Below are 22,034 nucleotides of genomic sequence, written 5' to 3'. Positions count from 1 at the left end.
CAGGCAACATCTTCTACCGCATGTGCAGGATGATCGGGCTGCTGCTGGCCGGGTCGGTGTGCCCACGCAGCTTGCCCACTGCCTGTGCATCCACCGCGCCGCCCGCATTGCCCCAGGTGCTGCGCACGAAGCTCAATACATCGGCAATCTCCTGATCCGACAGCTGCTCGCGAAACGCCGGCATGCGGTAGGCATCCGGCACCCCGGCGGCAACGATGCGTTGCGAGCCATTGAGGGTGATGTTGATCGCCGAGGCGTTTTCCCGGGCCAATGCCGAGGTGGCGCCGGCCAACGGTGGCATCCACTCGACCTGGCCCTTGCCGTCCAGGCCGTGGCAACTGGCACAGCGGGTGACAAAGGTGTGGGCGCCCGGGGTGTCCAGGCGCGTGGCCGCGGAAACGGCCTGGTACTGCCAGGGCGTACCATCACGCTGTGGGTCACCGGGCAGCGACTTGAGGTAGTGGGCGATGGCGCCCAGGTCTTCATCGTTCATGAATTGCGTGGAGTTGTTGAACGCTTCGGTCATCGACCCATACACCACCGCATGCCGGTTGCGCCCGGTCTTGAGGAACTGGACGATCTCGGCCTCGCTCCAGCGGCCGAGCCCGGTGTTGTGGTCGCTGCGCAAACTGGGTGCGTACCAGCCATCGAGCAGGGCACCGGCGAGGAACGGCGTACCGGCTTCATCCAGGGCCTTCTCATTGAAGGCCAGGCCCCGTGGCGTGTGGCAGCTGCCGCAGTGGCCAGGCCCCTGGACGATATAGGCGCCGCGGTTCCACAGCGCGTCCTGCCCAGGCTTGGCCGCGTAAGGCGTGTCGGCGGCGAACACGCCGTTCCACAAGGCGATGGGCCAGCGCAGGTTCAGCGGCCAGGGGATATCGCTGGGGATGTTCGCCTGTTGAGCCGGCTGCACACCTTTCATGAAGAAGGCGTACAGCGCCTTTACATCGTCGTCGCTGAGCTTGGCGTACGAAGGGTAGGGCATGGCCGGGTACAATCGCCGGCCACCCGGCGCGACGCCATGGCGCACGGCTCGGTCGAAGTCGGCCAGGCTGTACTGGCCGATACCGGTTTCGCGGTCAGGGGTCACGTTGGTGGCGTGGATCGTCCCCAGCGGCGTGGCCATTGCCAGGCCGCCGGCAAACGGTTTGCCGTCGGGCAGGCTGTGGCAGGCCACGCAGTCGCTGAGCCGGGCGACATATTCGCCGCGGCTGACCAGCGCGGGGTCAACACGTTCGGTGGTGAAAGGCGAGGCGGGCTCGCGGGTGACGTACCAGGCCAGCAGGCCGGCCGCGACCAGGCACGGCACGGCCAGCCAGCCCGCGGTTCGGGCGAAACGGCTGTGGGTCATGGGGCAGTCCTTGTCCGGTCAGCTGAAGGTGTGGCGGCTCAGCGGCAGGCTGCGCACCCGCTGGCCGGTGAGCTGCGCCACGGCGTTGGCCACGGCAGGCGCCACCGCCGGCAACGGCGGCTCGCCGATACCGCCCATCTTCGCCCCGCTCTCGACAATGCGCACATGCACCCGGGCCATGCGCGAGGGCGGCAGGATCGGGTACAGGTCGTAGTTACGCGCGCGGGGTTTGCCGTCGATGAACACCGCTTCTTCCACCAGCGTCTGCGACAGGCCCAGGGCCACCGCACCGTTGACCTGATGCTCGATGATCGCCGGGTTGACGATGCTGCCGGGGTCGATCGCCTGCCAGATGTCATGCACCTTGACCTGGCCGTTCTCGATCGACACCTCGGCGATTGCTGCGGCTTCGGAGCCGAATGGCGAGGCCATGGCAATGCCGCGGGCGCGCTTGCTGCCGTCTTCTGCCGTGAACGGCCCGCGCTTCCAGCCGCCGGACAGCTCGGCCACCGCGTGCAGCAGGTTGGTCAGGCGCTGATTGCCACGCAGCAGGTGCAGGCGCAGTTCGTAAGGGTCCTTGCCGCCTTTGTCGGCCAGCTCGTCAAGGAACGATTCATAGAAGAAGTCGTTCAGCGAATTGCCTACCGAGCGCCAGTAGCCAAGCATGGCCGGGCCCTTGACGTAGATCTGCGCGATGCGTTTGTTGGCAATGGCGTAGGACTTGCCCGACAGCCCTTCGAGGGCCGTGGGGTCGATCTTGTCGCCTTGCTTGCCGGCGAGGGCCTCGGTCGGGCCTTCGGTGGCGCTCACGGCTTCGATGGCCACCGGCAGGCCGTCGGCATCCAGCCCGGCGCGGAACTTGACCACGGCGACCGGGCGCAGCACGTCGCGCAGGAACTCTTCCTCGCGGCTCCAGATCAGCTTGACCGGCCGGCCGACGGCCTTGGCCAGGGCGATGGCCTGCGGGTACGGGTTGGCCGAGTCATACAGGAAATGGCGGCCAAAGAAGCCGCCCAGCAGGGGCGAGTGCAGGGTGATCTGCGCCGCATCCAGGCCGGTGCGCTTGGCGATGTCGTCGCGGAACATGTCTGGCGCCTGGTTGGGCAGCCAGACATCCAGGGTGCCGTCCGGGTTGAAGCGGGCGAGGGCAGACGGCGGCTCCAGCTGGGCATGGTTGAGGTACTGGTTGTGGTAGCTGGCCTCGACCTGGGTCTTGGCATTGGCCAGGGCGCTGGCAATGTCGCCTTCGTTTTCCTCGTCGCGGGCCGGCCCTTCAACGCTGGCCAGGTGCTCGCGCCAGCCGTCACTGGAAAAGTCTGCCGGCATCGGCCGCACCTTGCTGTCGGCGCCTGGCTCTTTCCAGTCCACCTGGATGGCCTCCACTGCACGCTTGGCGTGCCACCAGCGTTCGGCGACCGCGGCCACGGCGCCCGGCAACTGATGCACCGAGTGCACGCCTTTCATGGCCTTGACCTGTTCCTCGTTGCGCAGGCTGCCCACGGTCATGCCCAGGCGTGGCGCGTGCTGCACGGCGGCGTGGAGCATGCCGTCGAGCTTGATGTCGATGCAGTACTGGGCCCTGCCGGTAGATTTGTCGTAGGCATCCAGGCGCCGCACCGGCTTGCCGATCCAGCGGAACTGGCTGGGGTCGCGCAGCTTGATGCTGGCCGGGTCCGGCACCGGCAGGTCCATGGCCCGGCTGGCCAGTTCGCCATAGGCCAGCGAGCGGCCGGAGGCGGCGTGAATGACCTTGCCAGGCTCGCTGGACAGCTCGCCGACCGGTACGCCCCACTGCTCGGCCGCAGCCTGCAGCAGCATGGCCCGGGCCAGGCCGCCGAGGCGACGCATGGTCGGGTAGCTCATGCGCACCGACATGCTGCCACCGGTGATGCGCAGGCCGTTTTCCATCACCACGTAGGCTTCCCCGGGTGGTGCGCTTTCTACCAGGAAGTTGGCCGGGTCGACGTCGAGTTCTTCACCGACGATCTGGGCCATGGCCGTGAAGGGGCCTTGGCCACCCTCCATGAACGGGCTGAGCAGGCGCACCTTGCCATCCGGGCGGATTTCCAGGAACGCCGGCACCTGGGTGCCGCGCTCCGGGGTGGCTGCCGCCGCTGCCTGCACGCGGCTCGCGCCCATCGGCAAGCCGAAACCCAGCACCAGGGCACCGACCGCGGTGCCGGCCAGGAAGCGCCGGCGCGACAGGTTGACGGTTTCGCCCAGCTGCAGCCTGAGCAGTTCTGCGGGGGTATCGACGGGCGTGTTCATCAGGCCTGCTCCCCTCGGGCCAGTGCATGCACGGCGGCATGGATGGCGTTGTAGGTGCCGCAGCGGCAGAGGTTGACCATTGCCGCGCCGATCTGCTCATCGCTGGGCTTGGGGGTGTGCTTGAGCAGCGCCGTGGCCGCCATCACCTGGCCGGACTGGCAGTAGCCGCACTGCGCGACCTGGTGTTCGACCCAGGCCGCCACCACGCGCTTGCCTACCGGGTCGGCCTCCACCGCTTCGATGGTGGTCACCTCGCGCCCGACCACACCGGCCACGGGGGTGACACAGGCACGCACGACGTTGCCATCCACCAGCACCGAGCAGGCGCCGCACTGGGCCAGGCCACAGCCATACTTGGTGCCAGTCATGCCCAGGTCGTCACGCAATACCCACAGCAGCGGCGTGTCGGCATCGGCGTCGACCTGATAGGTCTTCTGGTTGATATGAAGTTCCATGGCTCACCTGCTGATCATCGGTTGATGGCGTTTACTGTCTGGTGGGGAATACGTTGTTCCCCAATCCAGAAACGCTAGCACAGTGGTACGACCACGGGTCTGGTGGCGGGCGCAGGTTCAGAGGATCAGGCAAGCAATTCGGTGGAATGCACAACATGTCATGCTGATGCCGACTCTGAGGGAACTACTGTCTTGCTCAAATGTTAAAAGCCGGCGCGGCTCCCACAAGTACAGCGCATGCCTGGACACTGGTGATAATCCTGTGGCCTTTCGCGACCCCACAGAAGACCCCGCACAGATGTGGAGAGGACTTCCAGGGCGAAAACCCGGATAATGCCGGCCAATTTCGTTTTGCACGCTTAAATCACGGTAATTCCCGCATGGAAATCAAGGTCAATTTTCTCGACAACCTTCGTCTTGAAGCCAAGTTCGACGACTTCACGGTGATCGCCGACCAGCCGATCCGCTACAAGGGCGATGGTTCGGCCCCTGGCCCGTTCGACTATTTCCTGGCCTCGTCGGCCCTGTGCGCGGCGTACTTCGTCAAGCTGTACTGCCAGACCCGCGATATCCCCACCGAGAATATCCGCCTGTCGCAGAACAACATCGTCGACCCGGAGAACCGTTACAACCAGATCTTCAAGATCCAGGTCGAGCTGCCCGAGGACATTTCCGAGAAGGACCGCCAGGGCATCCTGCGCTCCATCGACCGCTGCACCGTGAAGAAAGTGGTGCAGACCGGCCCCGAGTTCATCATCGAAGAAGTCGACAACCTCGACGCCGATGCCCAGGGCCTGCTGATGCCGGTGGCCGACACCACCACCTACATCCCCGGCAAGGACCTGCCGCTGGAGCAGACCATCGCCAACATGTCCGGCATCCTCGCTGGCCTGGGGATGAAGATCGAGATCGCCTCGTGGCGCAACATCGTGCCCAACGTCTGGTCGCTGCACGTGCGCGATGCGCAGTCGCCGATGTGCTTCACCAACGGCAAGGGTTCGACCAAGGAGGCCGCACTGGCCTCGGCGCTGGGCGAGTTCATCGAGCGGCTGAACTGCAACTTCTTCTACAACGACCAGTTCTGGGGCGAGGACATCGCCAACGCGCCGTTCGTGCATTACCCGAACGAGCAGTGGTTCAAGCCAGGGCCGAAGGACGCGCTGCCGGCAGAAATTCTCGACGAACACTGCCTGGAGATCTACAACGGCGACGGCGAACTGCGTGGTTCGCACCTGTACGACACCAACTCGGGCAACACCGAGCGCGGTATCTGCTCGTTGCCGTTCGTGCGCCAGTCCGACGAGCAGGTGGTGTACTTCCCGTCCAACCTGATCGAGAACCTGTTCCTCAGCAACGGCATGAGCGCCGGCAACACCCTGGCCGAAGCCCAGGTGCAGTGCCTGTCGGAAATTTTCGAGCGCGCCGTGAAGCGCGAAATCCTCGAGGGCGAGCTGGCCCTGCCGGACGTTCCCCAGGAAGTGCTGGCCAAGTACCCAGGCATCCTCGCCGGCATCCAGGGCCTGGAAGAGCAGGGCTTCCCGGTGCTGGTCAAGGACGCCTCGCTGGGCGGTGAGTTCCCGGTGATGTGCGTGACCTTGATGAACCCGCGCACCGGCGGCGTGTTCGCCTCGTTCGGCGCCCACCCGAGCTTTGAAGTGGCGCTGGAGCGCAGCCTCACCGAACTGCTGCAAGGCCGCAGCTTCGAGGGCCTGAACGACCTGCCGCAGCCGACCTTCGAAAGCCATGCGCTGACCGAGCCGAACAACTTCGTCGAGCACTTCATCGACTCCAGCGGTGTGGTGTCGTGGCGCTTCTTCAGTGCCAAGGCCGATTTCGAGTTCGTCGAGTGGGACTTCTCCGGCCATGGCGAGGACTCCAACATTCAGGAAGCCGCGACCCTGTTCGGCATCCTCGAAGACCTTGGCAAAGAGGTGTACATGGCGGTGTACGACAACCTCGGCGCCACCGCCTGCCGCATCCTGGTGCCGGGTTATTCCGAGATCTACCCGGTCGAGGACCTGATCTGGGACAACACCAACCGCGCCCTGGGCTTCCGTGCCGACATTCTCAACCTGCACAGCCTCGACGACCGCGCGCTGCGCGCGCTGCGCCGGCGTCTGGACAAATGCGAGGTGGATGACTACACCACCATCACCACCTTGATCGGCGTCGAGTTCGACGAGAACACGGTGTGGGGCCAGTTGACCATTCTTGAGTTGAAGCTGTTGATCTGCCTGGCGCTCAAGCGCTTCGAGGAGGCCAAGGAGCTGGTCGAGGCGTTCCTGCAGTTCAACGACAACACCGTCGAGCGTGGCCTGTTCTACCAGGCGCTGAACGTGGTGCTGGAAGTGCAGCTGGATGAAGAGCTGGAAATGGCCGACTACGAGGCCAACTTCCGCCGCATGTTCGGCAACCCGCGGATGGACGCGGTGCTGGGTTCGGTCGACGGTAGCGTGCGCTTCCATGGGCTGACCCCGACCAGCATGAAGCTGGAAGGGCTGGACCGTCACCTGCGCCTGATCGAGAGCTACAAGAAACTGCACGCTGCGCGGGCCAAGTTCGCCTGACCGATGTTTGGGGCTGCCATGCAGCCCCAAATAGCTTGACGTTCTTGCCGCTATCGCCAATTGATATTGCCCTGCGCTTGCCGCTCCCCCTCATCAGCGCTTAGCTGAATCCCGCTCAAACCTATTCCATTCCAAGGCGCGTAGACCGCCAGAAGGACCTCGGCCGCGCACAACAAGAAGGCGCAGACCATGAGCACTCCTCTGGATACCAATGCACTGAAGGCCCGCCAGCAAGCGGCATGGGCCAGCGGCGACTACGCGGTGATCGGCACCACCTTGCAACTGGTCGGTGAACGCCTGGCCGAAGCCTGCGATTTGCGCTGGGACGAGCAGGTGCTGGATGTCGCGGCCGGCAATGGCAACGCCACCTTGGCTGCTGCCCGGCGCGGCTGCCGGGTCACGTCCACCGACTACGTGGCCGAACTGCTCAAGCGCGGTGAAGAGCGTGCCCGTGCGGAGCACTTCAAGGTCGATTTCGAAGTGGCCGATGCCGAGGCGCTGCCCTACAAGGACGGTATCTTCGACGTGGTGTTGTCGACGTTTGGCGTGATGTTCGCCCCCGACCAGCCCCAGGCTGCGCGGGAGATGGCCCGCGTGTGCCGGTCGGGCGGGCGTATAGGCCTGGCCAACTGGACGCCGCAGGGTTTCGTCGGGCAGATGTTCAAGACCCTCGGCCGGCATGTGCCACCCCCTCCCGGCGCCTTGCCGCCATCGCGCTGGGGCGATGAAGCGCAGTTGCGCGAGATGTTCACCGGCAAGATTGGCGCGATGGACGTCAGCCGCCAGCAGTTCAACTTCCGCTATCGCTCGGCGGCGCATTTCATCGACGTGTTCCGCACCTGGTACGGGCCGGTGCACAAAGCCTTCGCGGCACTGCCGGCGGATGCGGCGGCGGCACTGGAGAGCGACCTTACTGCATTGCTGGAAGAGCACAACCAGGCTGGCGCCTCGTCCCTGGTGGTGCCCAGTGAATATCTGGAAGTGGTGATCATCCGGTACTGAAGGAGACGGTTCATGGGGTAGCATGGCGGGCGTCCGCACCCTCACAAGGAAGTCACTGGTGATCAACCTTTTCCACCTGCCGCGCAACAGAAGGGCGCCCGAACCACTTGACCTGCCGCCGCCGCAGTGCCCGGCGCTTGGCCTGGCCGGCCAATCACTGCAACAGCGTTATGCGGCCTTTATCGCGCAGGCCGCAGAAACCCTGCCGCCGGTGCAGGCTGCTGCACTGCGTGAGGTTGGCCAGCAACTGGCCAGGGAGCTGCTGTCAAAGGCGATCGACCTGGGCAGCAGCAAAGCCCACGAACTGTCGGATGAAATCTACTGGCTGGTGCAGAGTTCGGCCATTGTCTCGTTGTATACCGACGGCCCGCAGTCTGCGGCGTTCGCCGGGTACAGGAAGCATGTCGACTATTACCAGGGCATGGGGCGCTTTGCTGCCCAGGTCGAGGCGTTCCAGCGCTACGTGGCCGCCAATGGCCAGCCCGCAGACGAGGTGGAGATTCAATCGCACTCGGAAGATGACCGCTACCGGCTGCTGGTTACCCCATGGGAGGCGGGGAACTCGCACTGGGTCTACCGGCCGAGGATCATCGATACACGGCAGGGGACCTGCCTGCTGGCGTTCGAAGACCGTCGCTGGTCGGCGGACATCAGCACCTGGCTCAATGCCTGGCAGGTCGAGCTGACGTTGCGCAAATACCCGGGGAACCAAGCACGCCGGAGCGTGCAGGTAGTCATCGACTGTGACCAGCGCCTCGCGCAAGCAGGGACGCTGGTGGAAATCGAGCTATCGGAGCTCGAACGCGTGCTTGAAGCGTTGCTCAACGGCGCAGACCCGACCTAGGTTCAGTTCTTGCACTTGGCCAGCACCACCTGGCAGGTGTCTGGCGTACCGCCTGAGCGGCCGGCATAGCGGATGCAGTTGTTCAGCGACTTCTGCTTGGCAATGCCCAGTGTGTTGCCCCAGGCCAGGCCGCCTTCGCCGGTGCTCGGAAGCGCCTTGGCGTAACAGTTGGAGCCTGGAGCGGCGGCGTAGTAGCGCGCCTTGCTGTTTTTGCTCGAACAGCCAGCATTGAGTGCCAGGCTGATGGCCAGCAAGGCATGCGCGGTCCAGTACGCGTAAGGTCGTGTGTTGCAAGTTCTCATGGTATCCCTCATTCCGACGCGCAGAGTCTTTCAGGATATTGATATCAAGCCAAGCGGTGAACTATCCGAACGTCAAGGTGAACCCGACCTGCCGCCCGAGAGCAACTTTCAAGCGTTTTGCGGGATATCGCGCGTTGCCGTTGATGCAAAGGGGTTGAAATGTGCCGCAGCCCGGCCTTTTACCTGCAGAGTGGCAGGCAATGGCTATGCTTGTTTGCGCGTAAACACTTCACGCACAACCCGGTCTTGAACACATGGAAGCAGGCCTATGAATCCTATTTGCACACTCGCTCGCGCTGTTGCCCTCGCCACGCTGATGTCCGCTGCTACCTTCACGGTGCAGGCTGCCGAAATTCCGATTGGCAGTCAGGCGTTGGAAAGCCACGTCAAAACCCAGGTCACGGCCATCGACCTGGCCAACCGCCAAGTCACGGTAAAAGGGCCGAACGACAAGGATGTCACCCTGCAACTGACGGAAAAGGCCAAAGCGCTGCCCAACCTGAAAGTGGGTGACAATGTCGATATCTACGTCACCCGGGCAGTTGCCTATGTGCTCAACAGCGACGTTGGCGGTGCGCCGAAGGCTACTGAAGAGTCCGGGGAAATCCGTGCCACCAAGGACAACCCCAACCCCGGCGGCGAAGCGTTCCGCCAGGTCCGGGTAACCTCGCAGATCAAGAAGATCGACTTGAAGAAACATGAAGTCAGCCTGCTGCCGCCCGAAGGCAAGCTGCAGGTGGTCAAGGTCGAGAACCCGGACCTGCAGAAGCGCATGAAAAACCTCAAGGTCGGCCAGACCGTCGATGCGATCTACACCGAAGTGCTGCGGGTCGATACCTGGCGTTGAGGTCGGGCTGCGGGCACGCTTCGGCAGGCCCGCATTCGGCAGCATGCGCGTGACGAATACAGCAAGTGCACCTTTTCGATTTCCATAAACGCTGTCGATTTACCGATCATGGTCTCATCCTGACTTCAGATGAGACCCATCATGTCCTACAAGACCCTGCTGCTTGCATTCCTTCCCGTGATGATGGCCCTGCTTGCAGGCTTCGTGCTGCCTTATCAGGCCGCCAGCAACGCCGCCGTCGGCCGTGCCCTGGGGCACTGGTTGTGGGGCGCCTTTACCTCGCTGACGGTCAGTTCGGTGGTGATCATCGCGGCGTTGCTGATCCTGCGGGTGCCCATGCCTGACGTGAGCAAAGCGCTGCAAGGCCCGTGGTGGCTCTGGATTGGAGGCGTGCTGGGCGCCCTCTACGTGGCCGGCGCTGCTGCATTGACACCGAAGCTGGGCACGGCGGGTTTCCTGGTGCTGGTGGTGGCAGGGCAGATCCTGACCTCGGTGATCGTCGACCACTTCGGGCTGATGGGGGTTGCCAGCAAGCCGGTGAACCTGGCCAGGGTTGCCGGCGTACTGCTGATCCTCGGTGGCGTGTTGCTGGTGCAGGGCGGCTGGACCTCGACCCCGTCGTCCGGCCAGGCCGTGGTCGGGCGCTGATCAACGCCCGGGTTGGCTGCAGGCCCAGACTGCCTCGCGCAGCCAGCGATGGCCGGGGTCGCTGTCCTTCCTGGCGTGCCAGGCCTGTTGATAGGCGAGGGCGGGGATTGCTAGCGGCGGCGTGAACTGGCGCAGTGACGGGTGCTGGCGCATCGGGCCTACCGCTCGCTTGGCCACGGTGAGGACCAGGTCGGTGCCCGTGAGCACTTCGACCGCTGCGCTCCAATGGGGCAGTGCCAGCGCGATATGCCGGCGCAGGCCTTGTTCGGCCAAGGTGCGCTCGATCTCGTCATGGGCATCCGGGTGCATGGCCATGAGCACGTGCGGGCGTGCCAGCCAGTCATTCAGCGCAAGCCCGCCCTTGGCTGGTAGCACCTGGCGATCGGCGACGCTGATGAAGCGGTCTTCGAACAAGGTCTGGGCAGCGATGTCGGCCGGCAATTCCGGGAAGATGCCCAGGGCCAGGTCGAGTTCGCCATCGAGCAACTGCGCGAGCATGGTTTCGCGGCTGGCCTGGCTGATCGCCAGGTCGATGCCGGGAGCGACCTGGCGCAGGTGGCGAACCAGCGGCGGCAAGATGATGCGCGAGGAGTAGTCGGACAGCGACAGCCTGAAGCGGCGCCGGGCTTGGGCTGGGTCGAACTGGGGCGCGGCCAGCAGGCCGTTCAGGCTGCCGAGGGCATCCTGCAGCGGTTTGGCCAGGGATTGGGCGCGTGCGGTCAGGGCCATCTGGCCGTGCTGGCGGATCAGCAACGGGTCGTCGAAGTGTGCACGTAGCTGCGCCAGGGCATGACTGACGGCGGGTTGGCTGCGGTGCAGGCGCAAGGCGGCACGGGTCACGTGCTTTTCGCTGAGCAGGGCATGCAGGGTGAGCAGCAGGTTGAGGTCGATCTTGCGCAGTTCATCCATGGGGCGAATGCTTCGGTTGGTTTTGACAGGTGATTATCAGCCTAACAGATGTACTGGCCCCTTCGCGGGCTTGCCCGCTCCCACAGGATGACCTAGTGCTTCAAGGTCCATGCAGTACTTGTGGGAGCGGGCAAGCCCGCGAAGGGGCCGGTACAGACCACACAAAGCATCTGACGGGGTTATACTCGCCCCCCCGTTTCACTGTAATCCGAGTATTTCAATGGGTCTTTCCGCAACCGCCACACCCGAACCGCGCCGCCTCGGTGCGCCCTTGATCGCCTTGGCCCTGCTGCTGGCTGGCGCCTGGTTCCTCAACCTCAACGCCGGCTTCAAGCAGGTGCTGCTGCTGATGGTCGGTGCCGCCCTGGGCCTGACGCTCTATCACGCCGCTTTTGGCTTTACCTCGGCCTGGCGCGTGTTCATCAATGAACGCCGCGGCGCCGGCCTGCGCGCGCAGATGGTCATGCTGACCCTGGCCGTGCTGCTGTTCTTCCCGGCGTTGTCGGCCGGCAGCCTGTTCGGTACCCCGGTCACCGGCCTGGTTGCGCCGGCTGGCGTGTCGGTGGTGTTCGGTGCGTTCATCTTCGGCATCGGCATGCAACTGGGTGGCGGCTGTGCCTCGGGCACGCTGTTCACGGTGGGCGGCGGCAATGCGCGGATGCTGGTGACCCTGCTGTTCTTCATCATCGGCTCGGTCAGCGCCACCCACCATGCCGACTGGTGGTTCGCGCTGCCGTCGTTCCCGGCCACTTCGATTGTCCAGGCCTGGGGCGTGGCGCCAGCGCTGTTGGTCAGCGTGGCTGTGTTCGCGCTGATCGCCTGGGCCACGGTGGTGCTGGAAAAGCGTCGTCATGGTGCCCTGGAAGCGCCACTGAGCAGCGAGCATCAGGGCCTGCGCCGCTTCCTGCGCGGCCCCTGGCCGCTGCTGTGGGGCGCGATTGCCCTGGCCTTGCTCAACTACGCCACGCTGGCCCTGGCCGGGCGCCCGTGGGGTATCACTTCGGCCTTTGCCCTGTGGGGCGCCAAGACCCTTTCCAGCTTCGGCGTGGACGTCGGCAGCTGGGTGTTCTGGCAGGCACCGGCCAATGCCAAGGCGCTGGCTGCACCGCTGTGGCAGGACATCACCACGGTGATGGACATCGGCATCGTGCTCGGTGCACTGATGGCGGCAGGCCTGGCAGGGCGCTTCGCACCCAGCCTGAAGATCCCGCTGCCATCGCTGATCGCCGCGGTAATCGGTGGCCTGCTGCTGGGCTATGGTTCGCGCCTGGCCTATGGCTGTAACATCGGCGCCTACTTCAGCGGTATCGCGTCGGGTAGCGTGCACGGCTGGTTGTGGCTGATCGCGGCTTACGCCGGCAACCTGATCGGCGTGCGCCTGCGCCCGATGTTCTTTGCCGGCGAACGCCGCCCGGTGGCGCTCAGCGGCTGCTGAAACGATGTGATCAATTGGACAAGGAGGTTCGAATGGCGCAATACACCGCTCACGTGGCCTGGGCTCGCGACGGCCAGGATTTTCTCGGTAACCAGTACAGCCGCCGGCACCTGTGGCGCTTCGACGGCGGCGTCGAGGTGCCGGGGTCGTCGTCGCCCCATGTGGTGCCGTTGCCCATGTCCGATGCCTCGGCCGTGGACCCGGAAGAGGCCTTCATCGCCGCGCTGTCCAGCTGCCACATGCTGTGGTTCCTGTCGCTGGCGGCCAAGCAGCGCTTTTGCGTCGAGCACTATGCCGACGACGCCGAAGGGGTGATGGCGCGCAATGAGGCAGGGCGCATGGCAATGACCGTGGTCACCCTGCGACCGCGGGTCGAGTTCTCCGGGGAGCTCCAGCCGACGGCGGAGCAGCTCGATCAGCTGCATCATCTGGCCCACGAAGCCTGCTTCATCGCCAATTCGGTGAAGACCGAAGTGCGCTGCGAACCGGTCTATCCCGGCTGAGCATTGCTTCACCAGGTGCAGCAATCATCTGCACCTGGCCCGATTGTTCGAGTTCCGCCTGCCAATTAGCCTGATCCGGTCTTTCACTCCCGCAAGGAACCGAACATGGCTAGCCGAATTGCCCTGAGCGCCACTGGCGCTGCCGACGTCATGCACCTGGAACACCTGCAGCCCCAGCAGCCCGGCCCCGGGCAGGTATGGCTGGAGCAGACTGCAATGGGCGTCAACCCCCTGGATGTGCTGCAGCGCAAAGGCGGCGCAGCGCTGGCTCTGCCTTCGGGCCTGGGGCTGGAGGGTGCCGGGCGAGTGACTGCGGTGGGTGCCGGGGTGAGCAACGTCCAGGTCGGTGACCGCGTTGCGTATGCCACCGGCCCTGTGGGCGCCTATGCCAGCGGCCGGCTGTATCCGGCGGAGCGCCTGGTGAAGCTGCCGCCGAGCCTGGACGATGAAGCGGCCGCTGCCGTGCTGTTCAAGGGCATCACCGCGCAGTACCTGCTCAAGGCCACCTACCCGGTGGGGCCGGGTACGCAGATTTTGCTGTATGGCGCCGCCGGTGCCCTTGGCCAGCTCATGGCGCCCTGGGCGCGCCACCTGGGGGCTCGGGTGATTGGCGTGGTGTCGAAGCCACAGAGCGTGGCGCGGGCCCAGGCTGCAGGTTGTGACGCTGTGCTGGTCTTCGATGCGGTGAGCCTCGCCAGCCAGGTGCGTGCGCTGACCCAGGGGCAAGGCGTCGACGTGGTGTATGACAGCGTGGGCAAGCTGTCGCTGCAGGCATCGCTGGACAGCTTGCGTCCCCGTGGCCTGCTGGTGTCGTGCGGGGCGATCTCGGGGTTACCGGCCCCCATCGAAGTGGCCACCCTGAATACCAAGGGGTCGCTGTACCTGACCCGGCCGTCCCTGGCCGCCCACACCGCCACGGCTGAGGAATACCAACAGCGCGCAGCCGATGTGCTGGCAGCGATTGACGCAGGTATCATTCAGCCTCGCGTGTGGCGCCGCTACCCGTTGGCCGAGGCGGCCAGGGCCCATGGGGACCTGGAACAAGGGCTGTCGGAAGGGGCGCTGATTCTCACCGCCTGATCCCGAATTCACCACCGAGCCTTGCCATGGATGCCTTTGACAGCCGCCGCGCTGATGAACTCGCCACCTTGCTGGCCTTGCACGAGCAACGCTCGTTTGCCGCCGCCGGCCGCCAGCTGGCGCGCCATCCCACGGTGCTGTCGAAGCGCCTGAATGCCTTGGAGCAACGCCTGGGCATACGCCTGGTGGAGCGCACCACTCGGCAACTGCGCTTCACCGACGAAGGCGAGCGGCTGGTGGCCCGCGTGCGCGAGGCCAGCCGCCTGATTGCCGAGGCCGAGCAGGAGGCCGCCGAGGGCGCCGCAGCGGTGCGTGGCCGCTTGCGCCTGGCCTTGCCTGCCGCCATGGGCCGTCGCTGGCTGAGCGGCCTGCTGGCGGATTTTGTGCTGGCTTACCCCCAGGTGACCATCGACGCCGAGTATGCCGACCGCTTCGTTGACCTGGTCGGCGAAGGTTTCGACGCAGCCATCCGCGTTGGCGAGCTGGCAGACAATCGCCTGGTGGCGCGCAAGCTGGGTGATCACCTGCGCATCCTGTGCGCTTCGCCGGCCTACCTCGCGCGTCAGGGCGAACCGCTCGATCCGCAGCAGCTTTCTGAGCATAACTGTTTGGGTTTCAGTGGTTTACGTTCATTTCCTGAATGGCGACTTAACAGTGGAAAGCAGCAAATCAGTGTCCGGGTCAGCGGCTCGTTACGTGGCAACGACAACGAGGCACTGCTTGAAGCCGCGCGGCGTGGCGTGGGCATTCTGGCAGGTGGCGACTGGTTGATGGGCGAGGACCTCGCGGCCGGGCGCCTGGTGCGGGTGCTGCCACAATGGCAGCTGGACGTGGCAGCAGGTATCTACCTGGTGCGCCCCTCGGCGCGGCTGAGCAGCGCGGCCATGGGGGCGTTCAAGGCCTGGATCGAGGAACGCTTCAAGGACGGCCCGCCCTGGCGAAGTTAGGACTGACTGATTCTCGAAGATACATTAGTAAGACATTTCAACTATTTGAAATATATAGATTTATCGTTTAGCCACTGCGTGCTGAACGCATTGCTCGTAATACGTCTGCTTGATGGCTGACGGCTGCAGCTTCGAACGGCTGTTGTAGGTCTGTTCGGTGATGCCGAAGGCGGTCATGCGCATCCATGGCTTGTCGAAACGGCGCACCTGCAGCTTCTTGCGCGTGGCATACAGGGTGACCCCGGAGAGCTTGGCTTGCTGGGCCTCGGCGGCGATCTGCGAGCCCCAGCCACAGACGTTGCGATCGTTCTGGCTCAGCGCCTTGGCCTGGGCGCCGAAGCCGACAGTGGCCAGCAGGCAGCCGGCCATCGTTGCTAGAATTGTTCGCATGTTGCTGTCCTAAGCATATGAAGATGAACGGAGTTTGCCTTCACTGGCAAGGCCTGGGGGCCAGCATTTTCCAATCAGGTAGTGGCGATGCGAAAGCGATTTGCCAGTGCGGGGCGCAGGCTGCTCAGCGCCAGCCCAGCGATCCACATGACCGACACGCCGTAGTTCAGCCGTTGGTACAGGCCGAACAGCTGGCCGCTTTGTGCGGCCTGGGCCATGAGGACGACGCTGACCACCGCAGCAATCAGGCACACCAGCGAAAACCAGCCCAAGGCCGGCGAACCGGCCAGGCGCTTGCCGAGCCAGACCCATAGCGCGCTGGCCATGGTCAACGAGACAAACATCAGCAAACCGCTGAGGTTATGCAGTTGCTGCGAGCTGGACGGCTCGGCGGGCGCACAGCCCTGGTCGCAGGGAAACAGGCCAGTGCCGAGGCTGCCCAGACCATGCAGCAATACCAGCGCAGCGCTCAGCAGCGCCAGTTTCGAGGAGCGCCAGCGCCGTGCGAGGCCCAGGGCGAACAAGGCGAAGAGCAAGGCGAGCGGGAAGTTGTTGAGCAGCGGTGACCAGCGTTGGGTCGGGGCACCTGTGGCGCCGAGTTGGCTCATGGCGTGTTGCAGGTGGTCATAGCCGGGGTAGGCCTGGGCGGTGAACCAGACACCCAGCAACAGCCAGAAAGGGATCAGCAGGCCACAGGCGAGCAAGGCACGGTCGAGCGGTTTCATGCGGGGGCTTTCCTTCCATGGAAAAGCCTCACTGTATCTCAATTCACGGCAGCCGGCCCTGGCAAGAAATACCGCGGCGGGTGTATGTGATCGTACAACTGCTTGCGTTATGATGACGGCTGTCTTTCAAGGTGAAATACAGGGCATGACAGAGCAGCAGGTACAGGCAAGGACCCGGCGCAAGCCGCGTAGTCTGGCCCAGGAACTGGTCACGGTGCTGACCGAGCGCATTCGCAGCGGCCAGCTCAAGCGCGGCGACAAGCTGCCGACCGAATCGCAGATCATGGCCGAGGAGGGCGTCAGCCGTACCGTGGTGCGTGAGGCGATCTCTCGGCTGCAGGCGTCCGGGCAGGTTGAGACGCGCCATGGCATCGGCACCTTCGTGCTGGATGCGCCAGCAACCGGGGGCTTCCGTATCGACCCGGCGACCGTGGTGACCTTGCGCGAAGTGCTGGCGGTGCTGGAACTGCGCATCGCCCTGGAGATCGAATCGGCGGGCCTGGCGGCGCAACGGCGCAGCGATGAAGAACTGGCCGGCATGCGCGCGGCGCTCGATGAGTTGAACGAGGGGGCTGCGCATGCCACCGATGCAGTGTCGGCGGACTTCCAGTTCCACCTGCGTATTGCCCAGGCCAGCGGCAACCACTATTTCGCCGACATCATCAACCACCTGGGTACCAGCATCATTCCGCGCACCCGGTTGAATTCGGCGCGGTTGGCCCATGACGACCAGGCGCATTACATGAGCCGGCTGATGCATGAGCATGAAGCGATCTACGAAGCCATTGCCCGTCGCGACAGCGAAGGGGCGAAGATGGCCATGCGCATGCACCTGAGCAACAGCCGCGAGCGCTTGCGCCAGGCCCATGAAGAAGCCGAGGCACAAGGGGCCTGAGCCCTTCATAACTTGTTCTGGCCTCTTCGCGGGCAAGCCCGCTCCCACAGGATCATCAAAGGTCTGAGGCTTGCGGGATCTCTGTGGGAGCGGGCTTGCCCGCGAAGAGGCCGGTACAGGCGATAATGAAAAGCCCCGCAGATGCGGGGCTTTCTTGTTTCAAGGCTCTCAGATCGCGCCTTCACTCCACTGCCCGTTGACCAGGCGACGCAGCCCCAGCGGGTTGCCGTCACGCAGTGCTTCCGGCAGCAGCGCCTGCGGGTAGTTCTGGTAGCACACCGGGCGCAGGAAGCGGTCGATGGCGAGGGTGCCGACCGAGGTGCCTCGGGCATCGGAGGTGGCTGGATACGGCCCGCCGTGGACCATCGCGTCACACACTTCCACACCCGTCGGGTAACCGTTGACCAGAATGCGGCCGACTTTCTCTTCCAGCAGCGGCACCAGCCAGGCGAAGGCCTCGAAGTCCTCCGGCTCGCCGATCAGCGTCGCGGTCAGCTGGCCGCGCAGGCCGAGCAGGGCGTCACGCAGTTGCGCATTGTCCTTGACCTCGACCGCCACGGTGGTCGGGCCGAACACTTCTTCCTGCAGCAGCGGGTCGGCCTCCACCAGCAGGCGGGCATCGGCCTTGAACAGCTGGGCACGGGCCTGGCTGCCTGCCTGAGCCTGGCCGGCCAGGTGCTCGATACCAGCGTGGGCGTGCAGGTGCTCCAGGCCGCCGACATAGCTGCGCAGGCCGCCAGCATTGAGCATGGTCTGCCCGGCCTGCTGGTCCAGGTGCTGGCCGAGGTCGGCGAGCAGCTGGCTGTACTGCGCCGATTGCAGGCCGATCACCAGGCCTGGGTTGGTGCAGAACTGCCCGGCACCCATGCACACGGAGCCGGCCAGCTCGCGGGCGATGGCCTCGCCACGCTTGGCCAGGGCACCCGGCAGGATGATCACCGGGTTGATGCTGGACATCTCGGCGAACACCGGGATCGGTTGTGGGCGCTCGGCGGCCATGCGGCACAGGGCGTCGCCGCCCTTGAGCGAACCGGTAAAGCCGACTGCCTGGATGGCCGGGTGCTTGACCAGCGGCTCGCCGACGCCAGTGCCGAACACCATGTTGAACACACCCTTGGGCATGCCGGTGCGCTCGGCGGCGCGTTGGATGGCGCAGCCGACCAGGTCGGCGGTGGCCATGTGGCCGCTGTGCGCCTTGAACACCACCGGGCAGCCGGCGGCCAGGGCTGCGGCGGTGTCACCACCGGCAGTCGAGAAGGCCAGCGGGAAGTTGCTGGCACCGAACACGGCGACCGGGCCGACGCCGATGCGCATCTGGCGCAGGTCTACCCGCGGCAGCGGTTGACGCTCGGGCAGGGCCAGGTCGATGCGCGCACCGAGGAAGTCGCCACGGCGCAGCACCTGGGCGAACAGGCGCATCTGGCCGCTGGTGCGGCCACGCTCACCCTGGATGCGGGCGGCAGGCAGGGCGGTTTCACGGCAGACGATGGCGACGAAGGCGTCATCCAGCTCGTCCAGTTCGGCTGCGATGGCGTCGAGGAACTCGGCGCGGCGGGCCGGTTTCAGGTTGCGGAATTCGACAAAGGCGGCGGCGGCGGCCTTGGCTGCCTGGTCCACTTCGGCCTCGGTGGCTTGGGCGAAACTGTAGGGCAGGGCCTCGCCGCTGGTGGCGTCCAGGCTCTGCAGGCGTTGCGCGCCAGCGGCACTGCGCTGGCCGGCGATGAAGTTGTGGCCGAGGATCTCTGGCATGTGGGGCTCCTAGGGTTGAATGTTCAGGTAATCGGTGCCGGATTGAACAGGGTGATGTCGTTGTGCAGGCGGTGCTGTTCGGCCCAGGTCTGTTTGCGGCCGCTGGCCACGTCCAGGTAGTAGTGGAACAGCTCCCAGCCCAGTTCTTCGATGGTCGAGCGGCCACTGGCGATGCGCCCGGCGTCGATGTCGATCAGGTCCGGCCAGCGCTGGGCCAGCTCGGTACGGGTGCAGACCTTGACCACGGGGGCCATGGCCAGGCCATACGGCGTGCCGCGGCCGGTGGTGAACACATGCAGGTTCATGCCGGCGGCCAGCTGCAGGGTGCCGCAGACGAAGTCGCTGGCCGGGGTGGCGCAGAAGATCAGGCCCTTGCGGTTGACCCGCTCGCCCGGGCCGAGCACGCCCTGGATGGCGCCGCTGCCGGACTTGACGATCGAGCCGAGGGACTTCTCGACGATGTTCGACAGGCCGCCTTTCTTGTTGCCCGGCGTGGTGTTGGCGCTGCGGTCCGCCGCGCCTTGCTGCAGATAACGGTCGTACCAGTCCATCTCGCGCACCAGGGCATCGGCGACTGCCTGGTTTTCGGCGCGCGAGGTGAGCATGTAGATGGCATCGCGTACTTCGGTCACTTCTGAGAACAGCACCGTGGCGCCGGCGCGCACCAGCAGGTCGGCGGCGTAGCCCAGTGCCGGGTTGGCGGTGATGCCGGAGAAGGCGTCACTGCCGCCGCACTGCATGCCGAGGATCAGCTCGCTGGCCGGTACGGTCTCGCGGCGGCGCTGGTCGAGCTTCTTCAGGCGGGTTTCAGCCAGGCCCATGATCTGCTCGATCATCTCGACAAAGCCCAGGCTGGCGTCCTGCAGGCGATACAGCCAAGGCTCGCTGAGGTCCACCGACGGGTCGTTGTCGTGCATTACCTGGCCGGCCTGGAGCTTTTCGCAACCCAGGCTGATCACCAGTGCCTCGCCACCGAGGTTGGGGTTGCGCGCCAGGTTGCGCACGGTGCGGATCGGGATATAGGCGTCGCGGGCATTGATCGCCACGCCGCAGCCATAGCTGTGGGTGAGCGCGACGACGTCATCGACGTTGGGGTATCTGGGCAGCAATTCGGCGCGGATGCGTTTGACTGCGTGTTCCAGCACGCCGGTCACGCACTGCACGGTGGTGGTGATGCCGAGGATGTTGCGGGTGCCGACGGTGCCGTCGGCGTTGCGGTAGCCTTCGAAGGTGAAGCCGTCCAAGGGTGGCAGGGCATCCGGTACCGCGTCGCAGCGCGGCAGGCTGTCCAGCTCGGGGGCAGCCGGCATGGCCAGCTGGCTTTCCTGCACCCAGCTGCCCTGGCGCAGGTCTTCCAGCGCATACCCGATGATCTGCCCGTAGCGGCGCACCGGCTCGCCCTTGGCGATCAGCACGGTGGCAACCTTGTGGCTCTGGGGCACGCCTTCAACCAGGGTCAGGCCATCGGCGAAGCGGGCGCCTTCGCCCAGGCCGCCGTCGTTGACCACCACCACGACGTTGTCGTCATCGTGCAGGCGGACGTAGCGGGGCGAGTCGGAATGTTCGATCAACTGCATGTTTGGGCCCTACTTGTCAGGTTCTCAGGCTTTTTGTACATCCTCCCGCGCAGGCTTCGGCCGGCGCGGGCGTGTTCACTCAGTGCCGCGAGCTGGCCAGTTCGCCGTCGGCGACCGGCTCAGGCTGTGGCTTTGGGGCATCGTCATGCAACTCGATACGCTTGATCGGGCCGACGATCACCAGGTAGCTGAACACCGCCACCAGGGCGTTGGCACCCACGTACACCAGGGCCCACTTGAATGAGCCGGTGGCGCTGATGATGTAGCCGATCACGATCGGCGTGGTGATCGAGGCGATGTTGCCGAAGGTGTTGAACAGGCCACCGGACAGCCCGGCGATCTGCTTGGGCGAGGTGTCTGCCACCACCGCCCAGCCCAGTGCGCCGATGCCTTTGCCGAAGAAGGCCAGGGTCATGAAACCGACCACCATCCACTCAGCGTCGACATAGTTGCAGAAGACCATGGTGGTCGACAGCATCAGGCCGCAGACGATCGGCAGCTTGCGCGAGAAGGTCAGCGAGTTGCCGCGACGCAGCAGCCAGTCCGAGATCACGCCGCCCAGCACGCCGCCAATGAAGCCGCACACTGCCGGCAGCGAGGCGATGAAGCCGGCCTTGAGGATGGTCATGCCACGTTCCTGCACCAGGTACACCGGGAACCAGGTTAGGAAGAAGTAGGTGATGGCGTTGATGCAGTACTGGCCCAGGTACACGCCGAGCAGCATGCGGCTGGTCAGCAGTTGCTTGATGTAGCCCCATTTCGGGCCGTCGTTGCCGCGCTTCTGGTCCATGTCGACCAGGCCGCCGTTCTGCTCGATGTGCTCAAGTTCGCTCTGGCTGATGCGTGGGTGCTGGCGTGGGTTGTAGATGGTCTTGAGCCACACCATGGAGAACACGATGCCCAATGCGCCCATGACCACGAACACGTGCTCCCAGCCGAAGCTGAACACGATCCAGCCCATGATCGGGGCGAACAGTGCGGTGGCGAAGTACTGCGCCGAGTTGAAGATCGCCGAGGCGGTACCGCGTTCCTGGGTCGGGAACCAGGCCGCGACGACACGGGCGTTGCCTGGGAACGACGGCGCCTCGGCGAAGCCGACGAGGAAGCGCAGGGTGAACAGGGTCACCACCGCCCAGGCCACCGGCAGGCCGCCGACAAAGCCCTGCATCAGGGTGAACAGCGACCAGGTGAAGATGCTGAAGGCATAGACATTTTTCGAACCGAAGCGGTCCAGCAGCCAGCCACCGGGGATCTGCCCGGCCACGTAAGCCCACCCGAAGGCGGAGAAAATATAACCAAGGGTGACGGCGTCGATGCCGAGGTCTTTCTGCAGGCTGGAGCCTGCGATGGCGATGGTGGCTCGGTCTGCGTAGTTGATCGTGGTCACCAGGAACAGCATGAACAGGATCAGGTAGCGCACATGCGTCTTTTTAGTCGCTTGCATGCTGGTAATACTCCCACTAGTTATTTTTGTGCGGGCTCACGAGTTGTAGCCGGAGTGGGGCAGGCCCACTCCGGATGCGGCAATGGCAGGCCGCAG

20 protein-coding genes are annotated in these 22,034 nt (G+C 65.0%); 10 read left to right on the top strand and 10 right to left on the bottom strand.

Going from position 1 to position 22,034, the window contains the following annotated elements; all coding sequences use genetic code 11:
- Positions 1-13 precede the first annotated feature (13 nt).
- Genes J7573_RS12040 through J7573_RS12030 form a run of 3 tightly spaced genes read right to left on the bottom strand, consistent with a single transcriptional unit; the run spans position 14 to position 4,074 of the window.
- A complete protein-coding gene (locus J7573_RS12040; protein WP_294334950.1) occupies positions 14-1,351 on the bottom strand; it encodes a cytochrome c in 1,338 nt (445 codons plus the stop codon).
- An 18-nt stretch (positions 1,352-1,369) separates the two neighbouring features.
- Positions 1,370-3,619, bottom strand: coding sequence for a molybdopterin cofactor-binding domain-containing protein (locus J7573_RS12035; RefSeq protein WP_294334948.1), 2,250 nt, complete (start codon positions 3,617-3,619; stop codon positions 1,370-1,372).
- Positions 3,619-4,074 carry a (2Fe-2S)-binding protein gene (locus tag J7573_RS12030; protein WP_294334946.1) on the bottom strand — a complete coding sequence of 152 codons (456 nt, stop codon included), beginning with the start codon at positions 4,072-4,074 and terminating at the stop codon, positions 3,619-3,621. The genes J7573_RS12035 and J7573_RS12030 overlap by 1 nt, the downstream gene beginning before the upstream one ends.
- A 380-nt stretch (positions 4,075-4,454) precedes the next feature.
- Here J7573_RS12030 and J7573_RS12025 point away from each other — a divergent pair, with 380 nt between their 5' ends.
- From J7573_RS12025 to J7573_RS12015, 3 genes are all read left to right on the top strand, one after another.
- Positions 4,455-6,641, top strand: coding sequence for an OsmC domain/YcaO domain-containing protein (locus tag J7573_RS12025; RefSeq protein WP_294334944.1), 2,187 nt, complete (start codon positions 4,455-4,457; stop codon positions 6,639-6,641).
- Between the two features lie 189 nt (positions 6,642-6,830).
- Positions 6,831-7,643 carry a class I SAM-dependent methyltransferase gene (locus J7573_RS12020; RefSeq protein ID WP_294334943.1) on the top strand — a complete coding sequence of 271 codons (813 nt, stop codon included), beginning with the start codon at positions 6,831-6,833 and terminating at the stop codon, positions 7,641-7,643.
- 58 nt (positions 7,644-7,701) lie between these two features.
- Positions 7,702-8,487, top strand: coding sequence for a hypothetical protein (locus tag J7573_RS12015; RefSeq protein ID WP_294334940.1), 786 nt, complete (start codon positions 7,702-7,704; stop codon positions 8,485-8,487).
- Between the two features lie 2 nt (positions 8,488-8,489).
- Here J7573_RS12015 and J7573_RS12010 read toward each other — a convergent pair whose 3' ends face one another.
- Entirely contained in the window at positions 8,490-8,789 is a 300-nt protein-coding gene (locus tag J7573_RS12010; RefSeq protein WP_294334938.1) for a hypothetical protein, read from the bottom strand.
- Positions 8,790-9,057: 268 nt separating this feature from the next.
- Between J7573_RS12010 and J7573_RS12005 the strand changes: the two genes are divergently transcribed.
- A complete protein-coding gene (locus J7573_RS12005; protein ID WP_294334937.1) occupies positions 9,058-9,636 on the top strand; it encodes a hypothetical protein in 579 nt (192 codons plus the stop codon).
- A gap of 141 nt (positions 9,637-9,777) precedes the next feature.
- Positions 9,778-10,284, top strand: coding sequence for a DMT family transporter (locus J7573_RS12000; protein WP_294334935.1), 507 nt, complete (start codon positions 9,778-9,780; stop codon positions 10,282-10,284).
- On the opposite strand, the gene J7573_RS11995 is transcribed toward J7573_RS12000, so the two are convergent.
- Positions 10,285-11,193 (bottom strand): LysR family transcriptional regulator, encoded by a 909-nt coding sequence (locus J7573_RS11995; RefSeq protein ID WP_294334933.1) that lies wholly within the window; start codon positions 11,191-11,193, stop codon positions 10,285-10,287.
- Between the two features lie 220 nt (positions 11,194-11,413).
- On the opposite strand from J7573_RS11995, the gene J7573_RS11990 reads away from it, so the two are divergent.
- From J7573_RS11990 to J7573_RS11975, 4 genes are all read left to right on the top strand, one after another.
- On the top strand, positions 11,414-12,628 hold the full coding sequence (locus J7573_RS11990; RefSeq protein WP_294334932.1) for a YeeE/YedE family protein: 1,215 nt from the start codon (positions 11,414-11,416) through the stop codon (positions 12,626-12,628).
- A 32-nt stretch (positions 12,629-12,660) separates the two neighbouring features.
- Positions 12,661-13,131: an OsmC family protein gene (locus tag J7573_RS11985; RefSeq protein WP_294334930.1), complete on the top strand. Its 471-nt coding sequence runs from the start codon at positions 12,661-12,663 to the stop codon at positions 13,129-13,131.
- Between the two features lie 105 nt (positions 13,132-13,236).
- On the top strand, positions 13,237-14,211 hold the full coding sequence (locus J7573_RS11980) for a quinone oxidoreductase (RefSeq protein ID WP_294334928.1): 975 nt from the start codon (positions 13,237-13,239) through the stop codon (positions 14,209-14,211).
- Between the two features lie 26 nt (positions 14,212-14,237).
- Positions 14,238-15,158 carry a LysR family transcriptional regulator gene (locus J7573_RS11975; protein ID WP_294334927.1) on the top strand — a complete coding sequence of 307 codons (921 nt, stop codon included), beginning with the start codon at positions 14,238-14,240 and terminating at the stop codon, positions 15,156-15,158.
- A gap of 60 nt (positions 15,159-15,218) precedes the next feature.
- Here J7573_RS11975 and J7573_RS11970 read toward each other — a convergent pair whose 3' ends face one another.
- On the bottom strand, positions 15,219-15,548 hold the full coding sequence (locus tag J7573_RS11970; RefSeq protein ID WP_294334925.1) for a hypothetical protein: 330 nt from the start codon (positions 15,546-15,548) through the stop codon (positions 15,219-15,221).
- A gap of 74 nt (positions 15,549-15,622) precedes the next feature.
- Positions 15,623-16,273, bottom strand: a complete 651-nt coding sequence (locus J7573_RS11965) for a DUF998 domain-containing protein (protein WP_294334924.1) — start codon at positions 16,271-16,273, stop codon at positions 15,623-15,625.
- Between the two features lie 145 nt (positions 16,274-16,418).
- Here J7573_RS11965 and J7573_RS11960 point away from each other — a divergent pair, with 145 nt between their 5' ends.
- Complete coding sequence (locus J7573_RS11960) at positions 16,419-17,168, top strand: FadR/GntR family transcriptional regulator (RefSeq protein WP_294334922.1); 750 nt, start codon at positions 16,419-16,421, stop codon at positions 17,166-17,168.
- A gap of 168 nt (positions 17,169-17,336) precedes the next feature.
- Here the strand turns inward: J7573_RS11960 and J7573_RS11955 are convergent, their stop codons facing one another.
- From J7573_RS11955 to J7573_RS11945, 3 genes are all read right to left on the bottom strand, one after another.
- The gene (locus J7573_RS11955) at positions 17,337-18,917 is read right to left on the bottom strand and encodes an aldehyde dehydrogenase (NADP(+)) (protein WP_294334921.1); all 1,581 of its coding nucleotides are present in this window, start codon (positions 18,915-18,917) and stop codon (positions 17,337-17,339) included.
- A 23-nt stretch (positions 18,918-18,940) separates the two neighbouring features.
- Positions 18,941-20,494 carry a galactarate dehydratase gene (gene garD / locus J7573_RS11950; RefSeq protein ID WP_294334919.1) on the bottom strand — a complete coding sequence of 518 codons (1,554 nt, stop codon included), beginning with the start codon at positions 20,492-20,494 and terminating at the stop codon, positions 18,941-18,943.
- 79 nt (positions 20,495-20,573) lie between these two features.
- Positions 20,574-21,938, bottom strand: coding sequence for an MFS transporter (locus J7573_RS11945; RefSeq protein ID WP_294334918.1), 1,365 nt, complete (start codon positions 21,936-21,938; stop codon positions 20,574-20,576).
- Between the last annotated feature and the right edge of the window lie 96 nt (positions 21,939-22,034).

Origin of the sequence: Pseudomonas sp. (assembly GCF_017744435.1) — a bacterium.
Lineage (GTDB): Bacteria > Pseudomonadota > Gammaproteobacteria > Pseudomonadales > Pseudomonadaceae > Aquipseudomonas.
The sequence above is the reverse complement of the archived record's forward strand: the minus strand, read 5'-3'. Positions and strand labels throughout refer to the sequence as shown.